We start from the raw sequence: 21073 nt of genomic DNA on the forward strand, positions 1-21073 counted from the left end.
CCCGACCCGCCGCGGGTCGCGGCGGGTCGGGGCGGCGGGGGACAGGGGGGTCACTCGGCGACGCCGGCGTCGATCTCCTCCTGGCTCCAGTACTCGGAGTCGACGAGCAGCTCGGTGATGTTGTCCTGGTAGACCACGTCGGACTCGAGCAGGAACGAGGGGACGACCTTGACGCCGTTGTCGTAGCTCTCGGTGTCGTTGGCCTCCGCCTCACCGCCGCCCATGAACGCGTCCACGGTGACGACGGCCTGGTCGGCGAGCTTGCGGGTGTCCTTGAAGATCGTCGAGAACTGCACGCCGTCGTCGATCAGCTTCACCGAGGCGATCTCGGCGTCCTGGCCGGAGACGACGGGCAGGCCGTCCTCGACCGTGGTGCCCATGCCGTCGTTCTGCAGCGCGGTGATGATGCCGCGGGACAGGCCGTCGTAGGGGGAGAGCACACCGTGCAGCTCGGTGCCGTCGCTGTAGGTGCTGGTGAGCAGGTCCTCCATCCGGCGCTGGGCCGTCTCCTGCTGCCAGCGCAGGGTGGCCGCCTGCTCGATGTCCATCTGGCCGGAGGGCACCTCGAGGGTGCCGTCGTCCAGGTAGGGCTGCAGGGTGTCCATCGCGCCGTCCCAGAAGAAGTGCGCGTTGTTGTCGTCCAGCGACCCCGCGAAGAGCTCGATGTTGAACGGTCCCTCGGCGTCGCCCTCGGACCCGTCCTCGTTGAGCAGCCCCAGCCCGACCAGCACCGAGGTGGCCTGCTGGACACCGACGTTGTAGTTGTCGAAGGTGACGTAGAAGTCGACGTTCTCGCTGTCCCGGATCAGCCGGTCGTAGGAGATGACCGGGATGCCCTCGGCGGCGGCCGCGTCCAGCTGGCTGGACAGCGCGGTGCCGTCGATCGCGGCGATCACCAGGGCGTCCGCGCCGTTGGTGATCATCTGGTCGATCTGCTGGCTCTGGGTGGGGATGTCGTCGTTGGCGAACTGGAGGTCGACGTCGTAGCCGGCCTCCTCCAGGCCTGCCTGGACGGCCTCGCCGTCGGCGATCCAACGTTCGGACGTCTGGGTCGGCATCGCCACACCGACCGTCCCGCCCTCCCCGCCGGCGTCGGCCGACGTGTCGTCCCCGTCGGCACCGCCGCCGGACCCTGCCCCCTCGCCGCCGCAGGCGGCGAGGGTGAGGGCGAAGGTGGCTCCGGCGACGATGGCGGTGTACCTACGGTTCTTCATGGTGTCTCCTCTGGTTGGTCGTCCCGGTGCGGGACTGGGTGCGGTGTGCCGGTGCCGGGCCTCACGACAGCTCAGACTCCCTGCGACAGGCGGTGGTATGCCTGGTTCCACCGGACCTCGCGGGCGAAGCCGCGCGAGGTGGTCTCCTGGTCGATGACCAGCAGCTCGGTCCCCGACATGTGCGCCCACTCCTCGAAGACCGGCACGCCCACCTGGGTCGAGAGCACCGTGTGGTGCGCCGCCCCGGCGGTCATCCAGGCCTCGGCGGAGGTGGCCAGGTCGGGCTGCGGACGCCACACCGCGTGCGCGACCGGCAGGTGCGGCAGCGGGGCGTCCGGGGCGACGACGTCGACGGCGTTGGCGGTGAGTCGGAAGCGGTCGCGCAGGTCCGACATCGCCACCACCACGCCGGGGCCCGGGTCGGCGTGGAAGACCAGGCGCACCGGGTCGTCGCGGTCGCCGATCGCGAGCGGGTGGATCTGCAGCGAGGGGCGGCCGGTGGTCAGCGAGGGGCAGACCTCGAGCATGTGCGCGCCCAGGATCTTCTCCGAGCCGGGGGTGAGGTCATAGGTGTAGTCCTCCATCAGCGAGGCGCCACCGGGCAGCCCGGCGCCCATCACCTTGGCCACCCGGACCAGGATCGCCGTCTTCCAGTCACCCTCGGCGCCGAAGCCGTAGCCGGCGCCCATCAGCCGCTGAACGGCCAGCCCGGGCAGCTGGCGCAGCGCGCCCAGGTCCTCGAAGGTGGTGGTGAAGGCGGTGGCGCCGAGCGAGTCCAGCATCGTGGTGAGCGCGATCTCCTGCCGTGCGCCGTCCCGCAGCGAGGCGTGACGGTCGCCGCCCCGGCGCAGCTCGGGCGCCACGTCGTAGAGGTCCTCGTACTCGGCGACCAGGGGGTCGACCTCGGCGTCGGAGACCTCGGCGACGGCGTCGGCCAGGTCGTTGACGCCCCAGGTGTTGATCGAGACACCCAGGCTGATCTCGGCCTCGGTCTTGTCGCCCTCGGTGACCGCGACCCCGCGCATGTTGTCGCCGAAGCGGGCCAGCCGCATACCCCGGGTGGCGGACCAGCCGGCGGCGGCGCGGGCCCAGTCACCGACCCGGCGCTGCACCGGCTCGTGCGAGACGTGGCCCGCGACCGTGGTGCGGCGCACCCCCATCCGGGTCTGGATGTAGCCGAACTCCCGGTCCCCGTGCGCCGCCTGGTTGAGGTTCATGAAGTCGAAGTCGATGGTCGACCAGGGCAGCTCCACGTTGGCCTGGGTGTGCAGGTGCAGCAGCGGGACGTCCAGGGCACCCAGCCCGGCGATCCACATCTTCGCCGGCGAGAAGGTGTGCATCCAGGCGATGATCCCGAGGCAGGCCGGGTCGGCGTTGGCCTCCAGCGCCAGCCGGTGGATGGCGTCGCGGTCGGTGAGCACCGGCTTCCACACCACCCGGGCCGGCACCGCGTCCGCGTCGTCGAGCCGGGCGGCGATCTGGCGGCTCTGCTCCGCCACCTGGCGCAGGGTGTCCTCGCCGTAGAGGTGCTGGCTGCCGGTGCAGAACCAGATCTCCTGCTCGGGGTAGGGCGTGCTGGCGTTCATACGGGCTCCTCGGTGGTGCGGCTCGGGGTGGCCGGGTCGCTCGCGCCCTGGCCGTAGACGTTCTGGTAGCGGGCGTGCAGCGCGTCGACGTCGCCCTGCTCGAGCGGCGTGACCTCGCCCAGCTGCCGGGCGATGTGCACCGTGCGGGCGACCTCCTCGACCATCACCGCGGCCTTGACCGCGGCCCGGGCGTCGACGCCGACGGTGAACGGTCCGTGGCTGCGCATCAGCACGGCCGGGCTGCGCGAACCGGCCAGGGTCTGCACGATGCCGCGGCCGATGGAGTCGTCGCCGATCAGGGCGAACGGGCCGACCGGGACCGGCCCCCCGAACTCGTCGGCCATCATCGTCAGCACGCAGGGGATCTCCTCCCCACGGGCGGCCCAGGCGGTGGCGTACGTGGAGTGGGTGTGCACGACCCCGCCCACGTCCGGCAGGTGGGCGTAGACGTAGGCGTGCGCGGCGGTGTCGGAGGAGGGGGCGCGGTCGCCGTCGACCAGCCGGCCGTCCAGGTCGCAGACCACCATCGCCTCCGGGGTCAGCTCGTGGTAGCCCACCCCGGAGGGCTTGATGACGAAGAGGTCCGCGCTGCGCAGCCGCTGCGAGACGTTGCCGGCGGTCCAGACGACCAGCTCCCAGCGGGGGAGCTCCGCGTGCAGGCGGCAGACCAGCTCCCGCAGCCGTGCGGCCTCCTCCCGGACCGTGACCGGGTAGTCCTGCAGGCTCATCGCGACGCCCCGGCCGGTTCGTGCGCGCGTTCGTGGGCCCGGCGTCGCAGCGCCCGCAGCCGGTGCATCGCGCGCTCGCCCCGGCCGAAGTGGTCGTGCAGCGCGCGGTACTCGGCGAACAGCTCGTCGTAGGCCGCGGCCCGGTCCTCGTCCGGCAGGTGCACGGCACGGTCCACCTTGCCCATGGCGCCCGCGGCCGCGCGCACGTCCGGGTAGGCGCCGGCGGCGACGGCGGCGTGGATGGCCGAGCCCAGCGCCGGTCCCTGGTCGGTGGCGATGGTGGAGATCGGCAGCCGGGTGACGTCGGCGTAGATCTGCATGAGCAGCGGGTTCTTCAGCAGGCCGCCGGCGACGATGAACTCGGTGACCGGCACGCCGGCCTCGACGAAGGCCTCGATGATCACCCGGGTGCCGAAGGCGGTCGCCTCCAGCAGGGCACGGTAGGTGTCCGGGGCGCGGGTGGCCAGGGTCTGACCGACGACCAGGCCGGAGAGCTGGTGGTCCACCAGCACCGAACGGTTGCCCGAGTGCCAGTCCAGGGCGACCAGGCCGTGCTCGCCGACCTGTTGCCCGGCGGACAGCTCGGTCAGCAGCTCGTGCACCGACAGGCCGCGCTCGCGGGCCTGCTCGTGGTAGGTCGGCGGCACCCCGTGCTCGACGAACCAGCCGAAGATGTCGCCCACCCCGGACTGCCCGGCCTCGTAGCCCCAGAGCCCGGGCACGATGCCGCCGTCGACGACCCCGCACATACCGGGGACCTCGCGCAGCACGTCGCTGTTCATCACGTGGCAGGTCGAGGTGCCCATGATCGCGACCAGCTGGCCCGGCTCCACGGCACCCGCGGCGGGGGCGGTGACGTGCGCGTCCACGTTGCCGACCGCGACCGCGATCCCCTCGGGCAGCCCGGTCCAGGCGGCCGCCTGGGCGGTGAGCCGGCCGGCGGCCTCCCCGAGCTGGCCCACCGGGTGCTCGACCTTGGCGGTGACGAAGTCGGCGAAGTCGGGGTTCAGGGCCGTCAGGAAGTCCGCCGTGGGGTAGCGGCCGTCCTGCAGGATGCCCTTGTAGCCGGCCGTGCAGGCGTTGCGCACGTAGTCGCCGCACAGCTGCCAGACGACCCAGTCCGCTGCCTCCACCCAGTGCCGGGTGGCCGCATAGACCTCCGGGTCCTCCTCGAGCAGCTGCAGCCCCTTGGCGAACTCCCACTCCGAGGAGATGAGGCCGCCGTACCGGCTGATCCAGGACTCACCGCGGGCGTGCGCCAGCTCGTTGATCCGGTCGGCATGCGGTTGTGCGGCATGGTGCTTCCACAGCTTGACGTAGGCGTGCGGCCGGTCGGCGAAGGCGTCCAGCTCGTTCAGCGGGGTGCCCTCGGCGGTGGTCGGGACCATGGTGCAGGCGGTGAAGTCGGTGGCGATCCCGATGACGTCCCCGGCGTCGGTGCCGTGCGCGGCGCGGGCCTGCTCCAGCGCCGCCGGGACGGCGGTGCGCAGCACGTCGACGTAGTCGCCCGGCACCTGCAGCGCCCAGTCCGGGGGCAGCGGGAGGGGGGAGCCGGCCGCGGCCGCGGGACCGGCGGTGAGCGAGGTCTCCATCACCGCGTGCCGGTAGGGGTGCACGGCTGTGCCCAGGACGGCACCGTCGCGGACCCGGACCAGGACGGCCCGGCCCGAGAGGGTGCCGAAGTCGACACCCACCACCACGTGGTCAACATCGTTGTTAGCGCTCACAAGACGATAGGTTACCGCTAACATGACGGCTGTCAAGCGTCGGCGGGTCGTGCGGAAGGATGTGGGTCGTGGCGGATCGGGCACGGACGACGATGTATGACGTGGCGGACGCCGCGGGGGTGTCCCACCAGACCGTCTCCCGGGTGGTGAACGACCGGCCGAACGTCAGCCCGCAGACGCGGGCCCGGGTGCGGGCGGCGATGGAGGAGCTGGACTACCGGCCCAGCGGGACCGCCCGCAGCCTGGCCGTCCGGCGCTCCGGCGCGGTCGGGGTGGTGAGCTTCATGGGTCCCTGGTTCGGGCCGACCACCATGCTGATGGAGATCGAGGCCGCCGCCCGCCGCAGCGGTTACGACGTGCACATCGTCTCGGCGGTCGCGCTGCAGGGGCAGGTCTTCGAGGCGGCGGTGGAGGGCCTGCTGCGCCGCGACGTGGAGGGGGTCGTGGTGATCGCCCCCACCGACGCGCAGGCGGCCATGGTGGAGGGGATCTTCGGCCGGCTGCCGGTGGTCGCGGTGGAGGGGCGCCTGGACGGACGGGCCCCCTTCGTCGGTGGCGACAACGAGGCGGGCGGGCACCTCGCAGCACGCCACCTGATGGACCACGGGCACCGCACCGTCGCGCACGTCACCGGGCCGCCGGACTGGGCCGAGGCCCGGCAGCGCACCCGGGGCTGGGAACGCGCCCTGCGCGAGGGGGGCCTGGAGCCGGGTCCGCAGCTCGTCGGTGACTGGACCGCCGAGTCCGGCTTCCGGGCCGGCACCGCGCTGCTGGCGGACCCACGGCTGCCGGAGGTCAGCGCCGTCTTCGTCGGCAACGACCCGATGGCCCTGGGGCTGATCTCGGCGCTCTACCACGCGGGGGTCGAGGTGCCCGGGCGGATCAGCGTGATGGGCTACGACAACACCCCCGAGAGCGGCTGGTTCTACCCGGCGCTGACCACCGTGGAGCAGCAGTTCGACGCGGTGGGGGCGGCCGCGATCGAGGCGCTGGTCTCGCTCATCGAGGGGGAGCCCCCGCGTCCGGAGCTGCTGGTGACCCCGCGCCTGGTGTCCCGGTCCAGCGTGGCGAGGATGCCCGGAGGCCTTTCGTAGACTGGACGGATGAGCACCGCGGGCGGACGTCACCTCCCGCCCGGCTACCGGACCGACATCGAGGGGATGCGGGCGCTGGCCGTGCTGCTGGTGCTGGTCTACCACGCGGGCGTGCCCTGGCTGCCGGGCGGCTTCTCCGGGGTGGACGTCTTCTTCGTCATCTCCGGCTACGTGATCACCGGGTTGCTGGCCAAGGAGGTGCGGCGCACCGGCACCGTGGACCTGACCCGGTTCTGGTCGCGCCGGGCGCGCCGGTTGCTGCCCGCCTCCGGTCTGGTCCTGGTGAGCACGGCGCTGCTGTCGCTGCTGGTGCTGCCGCAGGTCCGGTGGCGCGAGACCGGCTGGGACATCGTCACCTCAGGGCTCTACGTGGTGAACTGGCGCCTCTCCGAGCGTTCGGTGAACTACCTGGCCGAGGACTCCGCGCCCTCCCCTGTCCAGCACTTCTGGTCGCTGGCGGTGGAGGAGCAGTTCTACCTGTTCTGGCCGGTGCTGGTGCTGCTCGGTGCGCTGCTGGCCCGCCGCCGGGGGAGTCCGTGGGTCCCCGTGACCGCGGTGCTGCTGGCCGTGCTCGTGGTGCTGCCCTCTTTCGCCTGGGCCGTGCACCTGAGCGTGCAGAGCCCGGCGGAGGCCTACTTCGTCACCACCACCCGGCTCTGGCAGCTCGGGGTCGGGGGGCTGGTGGCGCTGGCCGCCGGCTGGTGGCAGCGGCTACCGGTGCTGCCGGCGACGCTGCTTGCCTGGGGCGGTCCGGTCGCCGTGGTCCTCGGCGGGCTCCTGCTCGGGCCGCAGTCCGCCTGGCCCGGGTGGCCGGCCCTGGTCCCCACCCTGGGGGCCGCGGCGATGCTGGTCGGCGGGGTGCGGGCCTCGCGGCGCTTCGGTCCTGGCCGGCTCTACGAGATCCGGGCGCTGCAGTGGACCGGCGCGCTGTCCTACTCGCTCTACCTCTGGCACTGGCCGCTGGTGGTGCTCGCCACCGCCCGGTGGGGGGAGCTCTCGGTCTGGACCGGGCTGGCGGTGGTCGCCGTCTCTGCGGTCCCGGCGGCCCTGGGGTACCGGCTGGTCGAGCAGCCGATCCGGCACGCGCGGGGCCGGCTGGCCCGTCCCTCCGGCGCGCTGGCGGTGGGGGCCGCCGCGATGCTGGCGGCCACGCTGTCCGGGGGGCACCTGGTGCGGGAGATCGACCGGCAGATCGGCGCCAACGCCGCCGCCGGGACCGGGCAGGGGGCCCGCGCCCTGACCGACGGCGCCGACAGCACCGCCGACGCTGACAGCACCGCCGGGACTGACGGGGCCGACAGCACCGACGCCGCCGAGAGGACCACCCGGCCCGAGGACTCCGCCGACGGCGGCCCGCCACCGGTCCCGGACGGTCTGGCCGGCGCCCCGGGGCCGGACGTCAGCGGCCTTGAGCAGGTCCCCTCGGCGATCACCCCGGACCCGCTGGAGGCCACCGCGGACGTCCCCGATCTTTACGACCGGGAGTGCGGCGCCACCGGTTCCGACGTGGTCCGCTGCGACTTCGGCGACCCGTCCGGGGAGCTGGTGGTGGCGGCCGTCGGCGACTCCAAGATCGCGCAGTGGACGACCGCCCTGGACGAGCTGGGTCAGGACCGGGGCTGGCAGGTGCACGTGTACTACCGCTCCGGGTGCGCCTGGACCGCCGCCGAGCTGGACCTGGCGACCGGGCTGGAGTCGCAGGAGTGCCGCACCTGGGGGGCGGACGTGGCGCAGGAGCTGGTCGAGGAGCTGGACCCCGACGTGGTGCTGACCTCCTCGGTCTCGGCGGTCGCCGACGGGCTGAGCGGGCAGGCCGGCCGGGACGCCCTGGTGGACGGCTTCGTGCGGCGCTGGGACCAGGTCGGGGACGAGGGCATACCGGTGGTGGCGCTGGCGGACAGCCCGCAGCCCGGGCCAGACCCGGTCTACGAGTGCGTGGCCGACCACCGGCGCGACCCCGACCGGTGCGCCTTCGACTACAACGCCGGCCTGGGGACCTCGGCGCTGCGGGAGGCCGTCGCCCAGGTGCCGACCTCGACCTTCGTCACCCTCAACGACTGGGTCTGCCCCGGCCAGGACGTCTGCCCCCCGGTGGTCGGCGACGTGCTCGTGTACCGGCAGGGCAGCCACGTCACGGACACCTATGCCGCCAGCCTGGCGGACGTGCTGGGTGACCGGCTGGAGGTGGCCTTCGAGGCCGTCGGGGTCGGGGAGGCTCAGCGGTAGGCGGGCACCCCGGTGAGGGCGTGCCCGACGACCAGGGTGTGCATCTCCTCGGTGCCCTCGTAGGTGAGCACCGACTCCAGGTTGTTGGCGTGCCGCATCACCGGGTACTCGTCCGAGATGCCGTTGGCCCCCAGCACGGTCCGGGCGCTGCGGCACACCTCGATCGCCGCGGTGACGTTGTTCAGCTTGCCGACGCTCACCTGCTCCGGTGCCAGGCCGGGGCCGTCCTTGAGCCGGCCCAGGTGCAGCGCCAGCAGGGTCCCGGTGGCCAGCTGGCCGTGCATCCGCGCGAGCTTGGCCTGGGTCAGCTGGAAGCCGGCGATCGGCCGGCCGAACTGCTCCCGGGTGACGGCGTAGTCGACCGCGGTGGCGAGGGCGGACCGAGCCGCCCCCATCGACCCCCAGACGATGCCGTAGCGCGCCTCGGACAGGCAGGACAACGGGCCCTTCAGCCCGCTCACCCCCGGGAGCACCGCGTCCGCGGGCAGCCGCACGCCCTGCAGCACCAGCTCGCCGGTGACCGAGGCGCGCAGCGACATCTTGTGACCGATGACAGTGGCCGAGAAGCCCGGGGTGTCGGTGGGGACGACGAAGCCGCGGACCACCGGGCGACCGTCCTCGCCCTCGGTCTGCGCCCAGACGACGGCGACGTCGGCGACCGGGCCGTTGGTGATCCAGGTCTTGGTCCCGTCCAGCACCCAGTCGGTGCCGTCCCGTCGGGCGTGCGTGGTCATCGACGCCGGGTCCGAGCCGTGGTCCGGCTCGGTGAGCCCGAAGCAGCCGATCGCCTCCCCGGTGGCCATCGTCGGCAGCCACCGCTGCTTCTGCTCCTCGCTGCCGAAACGCCACAGGGCATACATCGCCAGCGATCCCTGCACCGAGACCAGGGAGCGGATCCCGGAGTCGGCGGCCTCCAGCTCCAGGCAGGCCAGCCCGTAGTCGACGGCGCTCATGCCCGCGCAGCCGTAGCCCTCCAGGTGCATACCGAGCAGCCCGAGGCGGCCGAACTCGCGGGCCAGCTCCCGCAGCCGGGGGACCTCCCCGTCCCGGTACCACCCCGCGACGTGCGGGAGCACGTGCTCCTCGCAGACGGCGCGCACGCTCGAGCGGACGGCGATCTCGTCGGGGGACAGCAGCGTGTCCAGGTCCAGCAGGTCGGTCCGTGGTGCGGGGGAGGGCATACCACCATCATGCCGGTCGCGGGTCGTGCCGTGGCCAGGCAGGATGGACGCCATGAGCACACCCTCACGAGGCACGTCGATCCTGGGCACCGAGGTCCGCCGGGTGGAGGACCCCGACCTGCTCCGGGGGCGGGGGAGGTTCGTCGCCGACCTGGACGTGGACGACCCGGAGGTCGCGCACGCGGTCTTCGTCCGCAGCCCGGTCGCGCACGCGCGGATCACCGGGATCGACACCGGCGGGGCGCTGGAGGCACCCGGGGTGCTGGCCGTGCTGACCGCTGCGGACCTGGGCGCCGAGCCGGTGCCCGTCTTCAACCAGATCCACGACCGGGTGCCGCGGACCGCGCTGGCGGTCGACCGGGTGCGCTTCGTCGGGGACGCGGTGGCGCTGGTGGTCGCGACCAGCCGGGTGGCGGCGGTGGATGCCGCCGAGCTGGTGGACGTGGACTACCAGGACCTGGAGGTGGTGGTCGACATGGAGTCCGCGCTGGAGCCGGACGCGCCGCGGCAGTTCCCGGAGCTGGGCACCAACGTGGTGCTGGCGGTGAAGGACCCCGACGGCGAGGTGGACGTGCTCGCGGACGCGCACCGGGTGGCCCGGCTGCGGATGGAGAACAACCGGATGGCCTCAAGCCCGATCGAGGGTCACGGCATCCTGGTCCGCCCGGTGCTCACCGGTGACGGTGCCCGGGCCGAGGTGACCGGGCTCGACGTGGCGCTGGCGACCCAGCACCCGCACACCGCCCGGAAGCTGCTGTGCCGGTGGACCGGCCTGGACGCCGAGCAGGTCAGGGTCCGTGCCCCGCACGTCGGTGGCGCCTTCGGCGGCAAGGCGGGGATCATCGCCGAGCACGCGGCCGTGGTCAGCGCCGCGACCCGGCTCCGGCGGCCGGTGCGCTGGGTCGAGACCCGCAGCGAGACCATGCTCTCGATGAGCAGCCGTGGGCAGGTGCAGTACGTCGAGGTGGGCCTGTCGGCCGACGGCACCATCACCGGGATGCGGGCCCGGCTGGTAGGGGACTGCGGTGCCTATGCGGGCTTCGGTGGTTCGTTCGCCAGCGGGTCCACCCGCACCATGTCGCAGGGCTCCTACGTCATCCCCCGGCTGCGCTACGACGCGGTCTCGGTGATGACGAACACCGCGCCCACCGGGGCCTTCCGCGGAGCCGGCCGGCCCGAGGCGGCGGCGATGGTCGAGCGGGCGATGGACCACGCGGCCCGGGAGTGCGGGCTGAGCCCGGAGGAGTTCCGTCGCCGGAACTACCTGCGCCCCGAGCAGTTCCCGCACGAGGCGAAGTTCGGCGCCAGCTACGACACCGGGGAGTACGCCGCGGCCCTGGACGCCGCGCTGAGCGCCGTCGGGGTGGACGAGGTGCGTGCCGAGCAGCAGCGCCGCCGGGAGGCCGGCAGCTCCTGGCAGCTCGGGCTGGGCATCGCCAGCTACGTGGAGATCACCGGTTTCGGCGGCACCGAGTATGCCGGGATCCGGGTCGCGGAGGACGGGTCGCTGACCGTGATGGCCGGGACCTCGGCGCACGGCCAGGGGCACGCGACCGCGTTCTCGATGCTGGTCGCCGACCAGCTCGGGCTCCCGCTGGAGCGGATCTCCTACCTGCAGTCCGACACCGCCCAGGTGCGCTCCGGCGGCGGCACCGGAGGGGCGCGGTCGCTGCAGCTCGGCGGCAGCGCGGTGCTGGGCGCCGCGGTCGAGCTGCGTGAGCGGGCGACCCGGCTGGCGGCCGACCTGCTGGAGGTGGCCCAGGACGACGTGGAGCTGGTGGACGGGGTCTTCGGGGTGCGCGGCGTGCCGGACGTGTCCCTGGGCTGGGACGAGGTCGCGGCCCGCGCGCACCGGGACGGGGAGCCGCTGTCGGTGGACCACGACTTCCGCCAGCACGGCGCCACCTTCCCGTTCGGCACGCACGCCAGCGTGGTGGAGGTGGACACCGAGACCGGTGCCGTCCGGCTGCTGAGGCACGTGGCGGTCGATGACTGCGGCACCGTGGTCAACCCGATGCTGGTGCGCGGCCAGCAGCAGGGCGGCTGCGCGCAGGGCATCTCGCAGGCGCTGTGGGAGGAGTTCCGCTACGACGGGGCGGGCAACCCGGTGACCGCCAGCCTCGCCGACTACTCGTTGCCCTCGAGCGCCGACCTGGTGCAGCTGGAGACCAGCCTCACGCAGACCCCGACGGACCGGAACCCGTTGGGCGCCAAGGGGATCGGTGAGGCGGCCACGGTCGGCTCGACGCCCGCCGTGCAGAACGCGGTGATCGACGCGGTGGCCCACCTGGGGGTGCGGCACATCGACATCCCGTGCACCCCGGAGCGCGTCCACCGGGCGATCCTGCAGGCGCAGGCCGGGCAGCACGACCCGTGGCGCGAACCCCCGGCCATCTTCGACGACATCCCGGACCTCACCCAGATCGCCGACGTGGAGGTCTGACCGGGCGTCGCCCGTGGTTGCTCTACGGCAGCCTCGCTGCCAGCATCTCCGCGCCGGCACCGCTGACCCGGTCCAGGTATGCCCTCCGCCCGCTGACCACCATCGCGACCGCCTCCGCGGTGCCGCGGACCGGTTCACCCTCGCCGTACCGCCGGTCCGCGTCGGTGGCGTGCAGGCTCAGCCCGTCGAGCAACCCGTCGCCGCGTCGACCACCGACCGGACGGGGGACGAACGACTCGCGCCCCCGCGGGGAGGTGATGATGTCCAGGGCGGCGACCCAGCGCTCCACCGGGACGCGGACCTCGAGTCCCTGCGGCTCGGCCAGGTCCCGCAGATGGATGCACGTGTCGGTGTAGGGCCCGGCGGCGCCGATGTACCAGGGCCGCACCGGCCGCGGCGCGGTGGCCCGGATCTCGGCGACCACCTCGGCCAGCGGACGCGCGCCGAGGCGTGCCGCGTGCACGTCGCAGGCCACGGCCATCGACCGGACCCGGGCGGCGGTGAGCAGGAAGCGCCACGAGGGCACACGCAACGGCTGCAGCAGGTGCCCGGCCAGCGTCCGGACGTCCCATCCCGCGCACAGGGTGGGATCGCCGGCCCGTTCCTCGCCCAGCTGCTCCAGGGTGTCGGCCAGGAGCAACCGGTGCTCGGTGGTCCAGGCCTGCAGCTGCTCGTCGTCCATGTCTCGCACCGTCGGACCCTTCTCCTCAGATCTCCTCAGAAGGCCGCGGAGGCCCCGTCCAGCTCGGCGACGTCCTCGGCGTCCAGCTGCAGCCGCACCCCGTCGAACAGCGGGTCGAGCTGCTCGGGACGGGAGGCGGAGGCGATCGGGGCGGTGACGTCGCGGGCCAGCAGCCAGGCGATCGCCACGGCCGAGGGGGCGACGTCGTGGCGCTCCGCGACGTGCACCAGGGCGTCCACCACGTGCAGACCCCCGGCCTCGGCATACCGACGGGCCGCGCCACCGCGCGGGTTGCCGGCGAAGTCGGCCTCGGTGCGGTACTTGCCGGTGAGGAAGCCGGAGGCCAGCGCGGGGTAGGAGAACACGGCGAGGTCCAGCTCGCGGGCCACCGGGGCCACCTCGGTCTCGTACTCGGTGCGGGAGACCAGCGTGTACCGGGGCTGGATCGCGGCCGGCACCGTCATCCCATGCTCCCGCGCGGTGGCGACCCAGGCCCGCAGCCGCTCGGGGGTGTAGTTGGACAGGCCGACGGCCCGGACCTTCCCGGCCTCGACCAGCGAGTGGAAGGTGGCGACCTGGTCCTCGACCGGCACGCTCTCGTCGTCGGCGTGCGCGTAGTAGAGGTCGACGTGGTCGGTCTGCAGGCGCTCCAGCGACTCCTCCAGGGCGGCGACCACGGTGTCGTGGGCCAGACCGCTGCGGTCCGGCTTCTTGCCGACCTTGGTCGCGATCCGCATGTCCGCGCGGGTGCCGCGGTCGGCCATCCAGCGGCCGATGACCGCTTCGGACTCCCCGCCGCTGTGCCCCTCCGCCCACGCCGAGTAGGCGTCCGCGGTGTCGACGAAGCTCCCCCCGGAGGCGTGGAAGTGGTCCAGGACCGCGAAGGCGTCGTCCTCCGGGCAGGTCCACCCGAACGGGTTGCCGCCGAGGTTCAGCGGGACGAAGGGGCGGTCGGTCTCGAGGAAGGAGGGGATCTGCATGGTTCCCGACGCTACCCGGCGGGGGCGTCGTCCTGCAGCGCGGGCTCGCGCGCGACGCCGAACCTGTCCCAGTCACCGAACTCCGGTCGGTCGACCCAGTGGGCGCTGACGTCGACCCCGGTGAACTCCTGCACCCGTGCCTCGTCCTGTCCCTGGACCACGAGTCGGGAGCGGGCCCACCCGTTCGGTCGGAAGGTGAAGGTCGTGTGCGCCGCCGCCTGGTGCAGGTCGAGCCAACGGTCCTGACCGTCCGGGTAGACGCGGACCGTGACCCCGGTCAGGAACAGCTCCTCGGGACGCTCCGGCTGCTCGGCGAAGTGGTAGGCCCGCACCTCGGAGCCGAACTCGTCGTAGAACGCCACGCCCAGGTAGAACCCGTCGGGGTTGATCTGCAGCGTGAACTCGGGAACGACCTTGGCGTCCGCCGTCGACACCTTGCTGACGGAGAAGGAGGGGCCCGCGGCGAAGCGCTTCCGTGCCTGGGCCTCGGTGATCTCCTGGATCGGCTTGCGCAGGACGCCGTGCCAGTCACGACCGTAGCGGTAGGGCATCAACGAGGTCCTTTGCTCTGTGTCACGGGTAGAGGTGGGCGGTGTAGTCGAAGCCGTTGATGTCGATGATACGGACGCCGTTCTCGAAGGCGTACTCCGCAACCTCGTCGGGGATGGTCACCCCGTTCTGGGGAGGGATCTGCAGGACGAGCCGTCCCTCCAGGGTCTGCCCGGACAGTCCCGAGAGCCGGGTGCTGGGCACGTCCGCGACGGTGCTGCCCGGAGGATACTTGGCCACCAGCTCGTCGATGTAGGAGAAGGCGGTGCTCGGCTGCACGTCCCCGAGCTGGGTGAGCTTGCGGGAGATGATGTCCTCGCCGGGCACGTAGCTGTCCAGGCGGACGTAGCCGCTGCCGCCGGGGGCGTCGAGGTAGAGCTCGTTGTGCCGGTAGTTCGGCGCCATGTAGTCGTCGAAACGGTTCCCGGCGATCATGTTCTGCAGCCACGGCCGGTCGGAGAAGCGCTGCATCTCGCCCGGGCTGAGGAAGGTGTCCGGACGGAACGTCGCCGGGTCCGTGAGGTCGCCGATGGTGCCGTTGGGCAGCATCCGACCGACGTCCACGCCGCTGTCGGCGAGCCGGCCGATGGTGGCCATCTCCTCCGCGCTCAGCGCCCGCTTGACCCACTTGCCGCCGACCGAGAACCAGCCGACGAAGGGCACCATCCCGGCGTAGGAGAGACCGGCGTTCAGGTGGTCGCCCTCGGCGGTGTACCAGAGACCGTTCAGCCCGTCGGCGGCCTCGCCGACCAGCGGGACCATGCCGAGGATGTCGAGCACGAAGTGCCCGGCCGAGGACCACCAGGGGGGCTTGTTCTCCTCGGCGATCCTGGCCTCTCGCTCGATCGCGCCGGCGATCGCCTGCAGGTCCTCGCCGAGCCCGGGCTGCCAGGCGTCCTGACCCTCCACCGGCGGTGAGAGCAGACCGGACTGCAGCCCGGTGACGAGCTGCTCGACGGCATACTCGTCCATCCCGCGGAAGCGCATCACCTCCCAGAGGTGGGCGTTGACCTCGACCGCGCCGTCGTCGGTCTCGACCATCGTGGTCTCACCCTCGGCGAAGACCTGGCGCAGCGCGTCGGGGTTGTGGCCCATGCCCTGGTAGAGCGTGGCGAGCGGGTCGAAGACCAGGTTCGAGCCGGGGGAGCGCTCCAGGTCCGGGTCGTAGACGAGGTCCATCGAGGTCCAGTGCTCCGGACCGCGGTCGCCCTCCAGCTCGATCATCCGCTCGTGCAGGGTCAGCAGCAGGTCGGTGGAGAAGGCGCCCCGGCTGGTCACCAGGGTCAGCCGCTGGGCTGCCCCGCTCCACGCCGGTGCGTCGCCCACGTGGTCGGCCCACGCGTCCGCCATCCCCGGCACCTCCAGGGGACCCTCACCCTGGGAGGCCAGTCCGAAGGTCATCCCGAGCCCGTTGAGCAGGGAGTCGTAGCGCGGGTCGAACTCGACCGCCTCCTCCTGCGTCATCGCCCCGAACTCGCGGTGCCGGTTGACGGCCAACAGGAAGCTGTCCAGCTCCTGCGGGGAAACCCGCTCGGCGATGGCCTGCGCGAAGTACGGGTCGTGACCGTGCTCGCTGAGCAGCTCCAGCAGCCGGCTGTCGACGTCCACGATGTCGCCGCCGAACTCGTCGGTCTCCATCAGCTCGGCCGCTTCGTCGGCGAGGTCGTCCACCGCGCTCTGCGACAGCTCGGACACGTAGTCCTCGTCGATCTCGACCACACCGACCCCAGGGATGCCGGGGGTGCTGCCGGCGATCAGCCGGGCCAGGGTCAGCCGCCGGTTAAGATCGCGGATCCGGTCACCCATCCAGGTCCAGATCTCGGTGCCGCTCTCGACCTGGGAGACGGGTCCGGTGCCGAGCAGGACATGGTCGAGCCGGCCCCGGATGGTGCTCACGTCCGCCGGCCGGTGGTCGTGGACGCGGGTCATGTCCGTGACCAGCGACTCCATCGCGCCGATGTCGATGCTGACCATGGTCATCGGCGGGCCCCGTTCATCGGGGAGCCATCTGGTGCCAGCGGACCTGCCAGGCGGTGGAGGGCACCCGGTGCGGCTGGGCGTCGATCGCCCGGTCGAGGGCGTCGATCGCCTCCGGGCCCGCGTCGTTCAGCTGCCGCCGGTAGCGGTCCAGCTCGCCGGAGAAGTCCTCTCCCCTGGGGCCTCCCCAGGCGCCGCTGCTCATCGCCGTGCGCGCCGCGTCCAGCGCCGTCTCCAACCGTCCGGCCGGGCCCACGCAGGTCGCGCGCGCCGACTCCAGCGAGATGCGGTAGGTGTTGTCGACCATGACGACGTCGTCGTCCCCGCTCATGTGACCTCCCCGATGCCCGATCTGATGATGACCCCGCTGATCCGAGAATAGCCATCCGTGGGGCGTCCCGCTGCGAATGGCGGCCCGACAGGGCCCGTGCCATAGTGGCGGGACGGCATGTCCAGGGTATGTAGAAGGTTGAGGTGGGTGGGTTCGTGACCTCCGCGGTGGCTCGGGTCCAGACGGCCCTCGGTGCGGCGCTGCGCGCCCGGGTGGCCGGGGACGACGCCCAGCAACGGGCCGCGGTCATCTGGGACAGCCCGGGCCGACGGTGGTTCACCCCGCAGGACCCGGTCTGGCGGGTGCACGCCGACGCGGCCATGTTCCCCGGGGGCGTGTGCGCTCTGCTGCTGCAGATGCTGCACCCGATGGCGATGGCCGGTGTCGCCGGTCACTCCGGTTACAAGGGGGACCCGTGGGGCCGGCTGCAGCGCACCAGCAGCTACCTCGCCGCGACCACCTTCGGCACGGTCGAGCACGCCGAGGAGACGATCGCGCACGTGCGCGGCATCCACGAGCGGGTCCGCGGCAAGGACGCCCTGGGCCGGCCCTACCACGCCTCCGACCCGCACCTGCTGATGTGGGTGCACGTCGCCGAGATCGCCTCCTTCCTGCGGGCCTACCAGGCGTTCTCCGGGAGCCCGCTGACCCCTGCGGAGGCGGACACCTACGTCGCCCAGGCGGGCGTCGCGGCCGGGCTGCTGGGCGTCCTCGACCCACCCACCTCGGTGACCGGGCTGGAGGCGGTGCTGGCGGCATACCGTCCGGAGCTGCAGGCCACCCCCGAGGCGCGCGAGGCGGCCAGGTTCCTGCTGGCCGAGCCGCCGCTGCCGGTGTCCGCCCGGCCCGGGTACTGGGCGATCGCCGCGGGCGGGGTGTCGCTGCTCGAGCCCTGGGGCCGGGAGATGCTGCGGCTGCCGCGCTCGCCGCTGCTGGCCAGGTCGGTGCTGCGGCCGCTGGGCCGGGCCAGCGCCGGCACCGTGCGCTGGGCCATGGCAGGGGTCGACCGGGAGGCCTCGTGAGCCGCGCCCATGCCCTCGAGCTGGTGCTCGCTCCGGAGGACGACACCGCGGTCCGGGACCGGTGGCAGGCCCTGGAAGACGCCGACGTGCCCTCCCTGGCGCGGCACCGGGGGGCGACCCACCGGCCGCACGTCACCCTGGCGGCCTCGCCCCGACGCCCCGACGAGGACCTGCTGTCCGACGCGGGTGAACGGTGGGGGACGCTGCTCCCGGTCACCGTCCCGGTCAGCGCGCTGACCCTGCTCGGCGGGCGCCGGGTCACCGTGGCCGAGCTGCTCTCGCCCGACCCGGACACCCGCCGGGCCCAGGCCGAGCTGGTCCGCCGCTGGGCGGACGCCGACGACCGACCGTGGGTGCCGCACCTGAGCCTGGCCACCGGGCTGGCGCCCGGCCAGGTGGGGGAGGCCGTCCAGGCGCTGACCGGGGCCGGTGCGGGTGCCTCCCTGCTGAGCACCCGCACCCTGTGCGGGCTGCGCTGGTGGGACCCCGAGGCCGAGCAGGTCACTGTGCTGGCGGGGGAGCGGTGAGCGCGGCGACGAGCCACCGCCGGGAGGTGCGGCTGGTCTACCCGCACCAGCTGCACGCCAGCCAGCTGCAGGTCCCGGCCGGCACCCGGCTCGTGGTCGTCGAGGACGACCTGCTCTACCGGCAGCTGCCCTTCCACGCGCACTCCCTGGTGCTGCACCGGGCCGCCGTGATGCGCTTCGCCGACCGGGCCCGGGAGCAGGGGCTGGACGTGGACGTGGTGGAGTCCGACCCGGACCGCACCTCGGGGCAGGCGCTCGTCGCCCTGGTGCAGCGGCTGCGACCGGACCGGGTGAGCGTCCTCGACGTCACCGACGACTGGCTGGGCCGGGACTGCCGCGCCCAGCTGCACGAGGGCGGCTACGACCTGCGGCGCGAGGACATCCTGGACACCCCGGCCTTCCTCACCGGGCGGCGTGAGGCGTGCGAGCAGATCACCGGCGGGCCGGCCCGGATGCAGCACTTCTACGCCTGGCAGCGGCGCCGGCTGGACGTCCTGATGGAGGGCGACCAGCCGGTCGGTGGCCGGTGGTCCTTCGACGAGGAGAACCGTCGCAAGCTCCCGCGCGGGCACCCCGTCCCGGAGCCGCGGCTGGCACCCAGCCGTCGGCACCCGCGGGTCGTCGAGGCCGTCGACTGGGTGGCCGAGCACTTCCCGGACGCACCGGGGGACCCGGCGGCGTTCGGCTGGCCGACCTCCCCGGGGGAGGCCGACGCGTCGCTGCGCCGGTTCCTGGACGAGCGGTTCACCCAGTTCGGGCCGTACGAGGACGCGATCAGCCGCGAGCACCCGGTGCTCTTCCACGCGGCACTCACCCCGGCCCTGAACTGCGGGCTCATCGACCCCGACCAGGTGCTCACCCGGGCCCTCGAGGCCGCTGACGAGCACGACGTCGACCTGCCGAGCCTCGAAGGCTTCGTCCGGCAGCTGATCGGCTGGCGGGAGTACATGCGCGCCACCTACCTGGTGTGGGGGCGGCAGATGCGGACCAGCAACGTGCTGGAGCACGGTGCCGCGATGCCCGAGTCATGGTGGACCGGGACGACCGGGCTGGACCCGGTGGACCTGGTGATCCGCCGGGTGCTGGAGCGTGGTTACGCCCACCACATCGAGCGGCTCATGGTGCTGGGCAACGCGCTGTGCCTGCTGCGGGTGCACCCGGACGAGGTGTACCGGTGGTTCATGAGCCTGTTCGTGGACGCCTACGACTGGGTGATGGTGCCGAACGTGTACGCGATGAGCCAGTTCGCGGCCGGCGCGGCGATCACCACCAAGCCCTACGTGTCCGGGAGCAACTACCTGCGGAAGATGTCGGACCTGCCGAGAGGGGACTGGTGCACCGCCTGGGACGGCCTGTACTGGACCTTCGTCGAGGACCACCGCGACGTCTTCGAGGCCAACCCCCGGTCCGGGATGGCGGTGCGCAGCTGGGACGGGATGGACCCGGAGAAGCAGCGGGCCCATCGGGACGCGGCCGGGCCCTGGCTGGGGCGATGACGACCTCCCCTCGGTCCGCGGCACTCCCGGACAGCTCTCCCGACGTCGACCTCGACCTGGTGCTCTTCGGGGCCACCGGCTTCGTCGGCCGTCTGGTCGCCGAGCACCTGGTCGAGCAGGAGGCGCACACCTCCCCACCGCTGCGGATCGGCCTCGCGGGCCGCTCGCGGAGGCGCCTCGAGCAGATCCGGGCCGCCCTGCCGGAGCGGGCCTCCGGGTGGGAGCTCGTGGTCGCGGACTCCGGTGACGCGGCGTCCCTGGCGGCGCTCGCCGGCCGCGCCCGGGTGGTGGTGAGCACGGTCGGGCCCTACCTGCGGCACGGCATACCGCTGGTGGAGGCGTGCGTCGCGGCCGGGACGGACTACGTCGACCTCACCGGGGAGGTGCTCTTCGTCCGGCAGCTGGTCGACCGGTTCCACGAGGCGGCCCGCGGGAGCGGCGCGCGGATCGTGGTCTCGGGCGGCTTCGACTCGGTGCCCTCCGACCTGGCCGTGCACCTGCTGCACCGGCAGGTGCAGCAGGACGGGGCGGGCGGGCTCACCGACACCACGCTGCGGGTGGGCAGGGTGCGCGGTGGCGTCAGCGGCGGCACGGTCGACTCGCTGCGCCAGCAGCTGGACCAGGTGCGGGCCGACCCGTCCTTGCGGCGGGTGCTGAGCGACCCCGAGGCGCTGAGCGGGGGCATACCGGGGGCACCGGGGCAGCGCGACGTCTGGACGCCCTTCGTCGAGCAGGGGACCGGTGGATGGGTGGCGCCGTTCGTGATGGCGACGTACAACACCCGGGTGGTGCGCCGCTCGAACGCGTTGCGCGACAGGGCCTACGGCCGCGGGTTCCGCTACCGGGAGGTGGTCCCCACCGGTCGGGGCGTACGTGGCCGGGTGCGGGCGACCGCGGTCACCGCCGCGCTGGGCGGTCTGGTGGCGGCGATGTCCACCCCAGGGCTGCGGTCGCTGGTGGACCGGCTGCTGCCGACCCCCGGCACCGGCCCCTCGCCGGAGCGGCGCGCGGCAGGGTTCTTCGAGGTGCGGACCGTCACCCTCGCCGAGGACGGCAGCCGGTATGCCGCGGTGGTCGCCGCGCAGGGCGATCCTGGGTATGCCGCGACGTCGGTGATGCTGGGTCAGGCCGGGCTCGCGCTGGCGTGCGACGGTGGCCGGCTGTGCGCGGACGGTGGCATCCTCACCCCGGCGGTCGCGATGGGCGACGTGCTGGTCGAGCGGCTGCGGGCGCAGGGATTCACCCTGACGGTCGGTCGGGTCGACGGCGGCGGGTCGGCTGGGGGCGACGCCGGTGCGCAGGGCGCCTAG

Annotated in this window: 17 protein-coding genes; 7 read left to right on the forward strand and 10 right to left on the reverse strand. The window is 73.2% G+C overall.

The window, feature by feature from the left end:
- Nucleotides 1-50: 50 nt before the first annotated feature.
- The 4 genes from chvE to araB form a co-directional block, all read right to left on the reverse strand.
- Entirely contained in the window at nt 51-1214 is a 1164-nt protein-coding gene (chvE, locus tag ACI3EY_RS05430) for a multiple monosaccharide ABC transporter substrate-binding protein (protein ID WP_405037858.1), read from the reverse strand.
- A 71-nt stretch (nt 1215-1285) separates the two neighbouring features.
- A complete protein-coding gene (gene araA, locus ACI3EY_RS05435) occupies nt 1286-2800 on the reverse strand; it encodes an L-arabinose isomerase (protein WP_405039670.1) in 1515 nt (504 codons plus the stop codon).
- Nucleotides 2797-3528 (reverse strand): L-ribulose-5-phosphate 4-epimerase, encoded by a 732-nt coding sequence (locus ACI3EY_RS05440; RefSeq protein ID WP_405039671.1) that lies wholly within the window; start codon nt 3526-3528, stop codon nt 2797-2799. Before ACI3EY_RS05440 ends, araA begins: the two co-directional genes overlap by 4 nt.
- Nucleotides 3525-5279: a ribulokinase gene (gene araB / locus ACI3EY_RS05445; RefSeq protein ID WP_405039672.1), complete on the reverse strand. Its 1755-nt coding sequence runs from the start codon at nt 5277-5279 to the stop codon at nt 3525-3527. The genes ACI3EY_RS05440 and araB overlap by 4 nt, the downstream gene beginning before the upstream one ends.
- Nucleotides 5280-5323: 44 nt before the next feature.
- On the opposite strand from araB, the gene ACI3EY_RS05450 reads away from it, so the two are divergent.
- Together ACI3EY_RS05450 and ACI3EY_RS05455 are read left to right on the forward strand one after the other, a co-directional pair.
- The gene (locus ACI3EY_RS05450) at nt 5324-6349 is read left to right on the forward strand and encodes a LacI family DNA-binding transcriptional regulator (protein ID WP_405039673.1); all 1026 of its coding nucleotides are present in this window, start codon (nt 5324-5326) and stop codon (nt 6347-6349) included.
- A 9-nt stretch (nt 6350-6358) separates the two neighbouring features.
- Nucleotides 6359-8575 (forward strand): acyltransferase family protein, encoded by a 2217-nt coding sequence (locus ACI3EY_RS05455; RefSeq protein ID WP_405039674.1) that lies wholly within the window; start codon nt 6359-6361, stop codon nt 8573-8575.
- Here the strand turns inward: ACI3EY_RS05455 and ACI3EY_RS05460 are convergent.
- Nucleotides 8566-9756, reverse strand: a complete 1191-nt coding sequence (locus tag ACI3EY_RS05460; protein WP_405039809.1) for an acyl-CoA dehydrogenase family protein — start codon at nt 9754-9756, stop codon at nt 8566-8568. The two genes, ACI3EY_RS05455 and ACI3EY_RS05460, sit on opposite strands and share 10 nt — an antisense overlap.
- Before the next feature lie 52 nt (nt 9757-9808).
- Here ACI3EY_RS05460 and ACI3EY_RS05465 point away from each other — a divergent pair, with 52 nt between their 5' ends.
- Entirely contained in the window at nt 9809-12199 is a 2391-nt protein-coding gene (locus tag ACI3EY_RS05465; protein ID WP_405039675.1) for a xanthine dehydrogenase family protein molybdopterin-binding subunit, read from the forward strand.
- Between the two features lie 22 nt (nt 12200-12221).
- Here the strand turns inward: ACI3EY_RS05465 and ACI3EY_RS05470 are convergent, their stop codons facing one another.
- Genes ACI3EY_RS05470 through ACI3EY_RS05490 form a run of 5 tightly spaced genes read right to left on the reverse strand, consistent with a single transcriptional unit; the run spans nt 12222 to nt 16718 of the window.
- A complete protein-coding gene (locus ACI3EY_RS05470) occupies nt 12222-12881 on the reverse strand; it encodes a maleylpyruvate isomerase family mycothiol-dependent enzyme (protein WP_405039676.1) in 660 nt (219 codons plus the stop codon).
- A gap of 35 nt (nt 12882-12916) precedes the next feature.
- Nucleotides 12917-13861: an aldo/keto reductase gene (locus ACI3EY_RS05475; RefSeq protein ID WP_405039677.1), complete on the reverse strand. Its 945-nt coding sequence runs from the start codon at nt 13859-13861 to the stop codon at nt 12917-12919.
- 11 nt (nt 13862-13872) lie between these two features.
- On the reverse strand, nt 13873-14412 hold the full coding sequence (locus ACI3EY_RS05480; RefSeq protein ID WP_405039678.1) for a hypothetical protein: 540 nt from the start codon (nt 14410-14412) through the stop codon (nt 13873-13875).
- Nucleotides 14413-14434: 22 nt separating this feature from the next.
- The gene (locus ACI3EY_RS05485) at nt 14435-16390 is read right to left on the reverse strand and encodes a hypothetical protein (RefSeq protein ID WP_405039679.1); all 1956 of its coding nucleotides are present in this window, start codon (nt 16388-16390) and stop codon (nt 14435-14437) included.
- A 13-nt stretch (nt 16391-16403) separates the two neighbouring features.
- Nucleotides 16404-16718, reverse strand: coding sequence for a hypothetical protein (locus tag ACI3EY_RS05490; RefSeq protein WP_405039680.1), 315 nt, complete (start codon nt 16716-16718; stop codon nt 16404-16406).
- 143 nt (nt 16719-16861) lie between these two features.
- Here ACI3EY_RS05490 and ACI3EY_RS05495 point away from each other — a divergent pair, with 143 nt between their 5' ends.
- From ACI3EY_RS05495 to ACI3EY_RS05510, 4 genes are read left to right on the forward strand one after another with little or no spacing between them, the layout of a single operon-like run.
- The gene (locus ACI3EY_RS05495; protein ID WP_405039681.1) at nt 16862-17740 is read left to right on the forward strand and encodes an oxygenase MpaB family protein; all 879 of its coding nucleotides are present in this window, start codon (nt 16862-16864) and stop codon (nt 17738-17740) included.
- A complete protein-coding gene (locus ACI3EY_RS05500; protein ID WP_405039682.1) occupies nt 17737-18267 on the forward strand; it encodes a 2'-5' RNA ligase family protein in 531 nt (176 codons plus the stop codon). The genes ACI3EY_RS05495 and ACI3EY_RS05500 overlap by 4 nt, the downstream gene beginning before the upstream one ends.
- A complete protein-coding gene (locus ACI3EY_RS05505; protein WP_405039683.1) occupies nt 18264-19763 on the forward strand; it encodes a cryptochrome/photolyase family protein in 1500 nt (499 codons plus the stop codon). Before ACI3EY_RS05500 ends, ACI3EY_RS05505 begins: the two co-directional genes overlap by 4 nt.
- On the forward strand, nt 19760-21073 hold the full coding sequence (locus tag ACI3EY_RS05510; RefSeq protein WP_405039684.1) for a saccharopine dehydrogenase family protein: 1314 nt from the start codon (nt 19760-19762) through the stop codon (nt 21071-21073). Before ACI3EY_RS05505 ends, ACI3EY_RS05510 begins: the two co-directional genes overlap by 4 nt.

Source organism: Serinicoccus shuyuelongi, from assembly GCF_045032955.1.
GTDB lineage: Bacteria > Actinomycetota > Actinomycetes > Actinomycetales > Dermatophilaceae > Ornithinicoccus.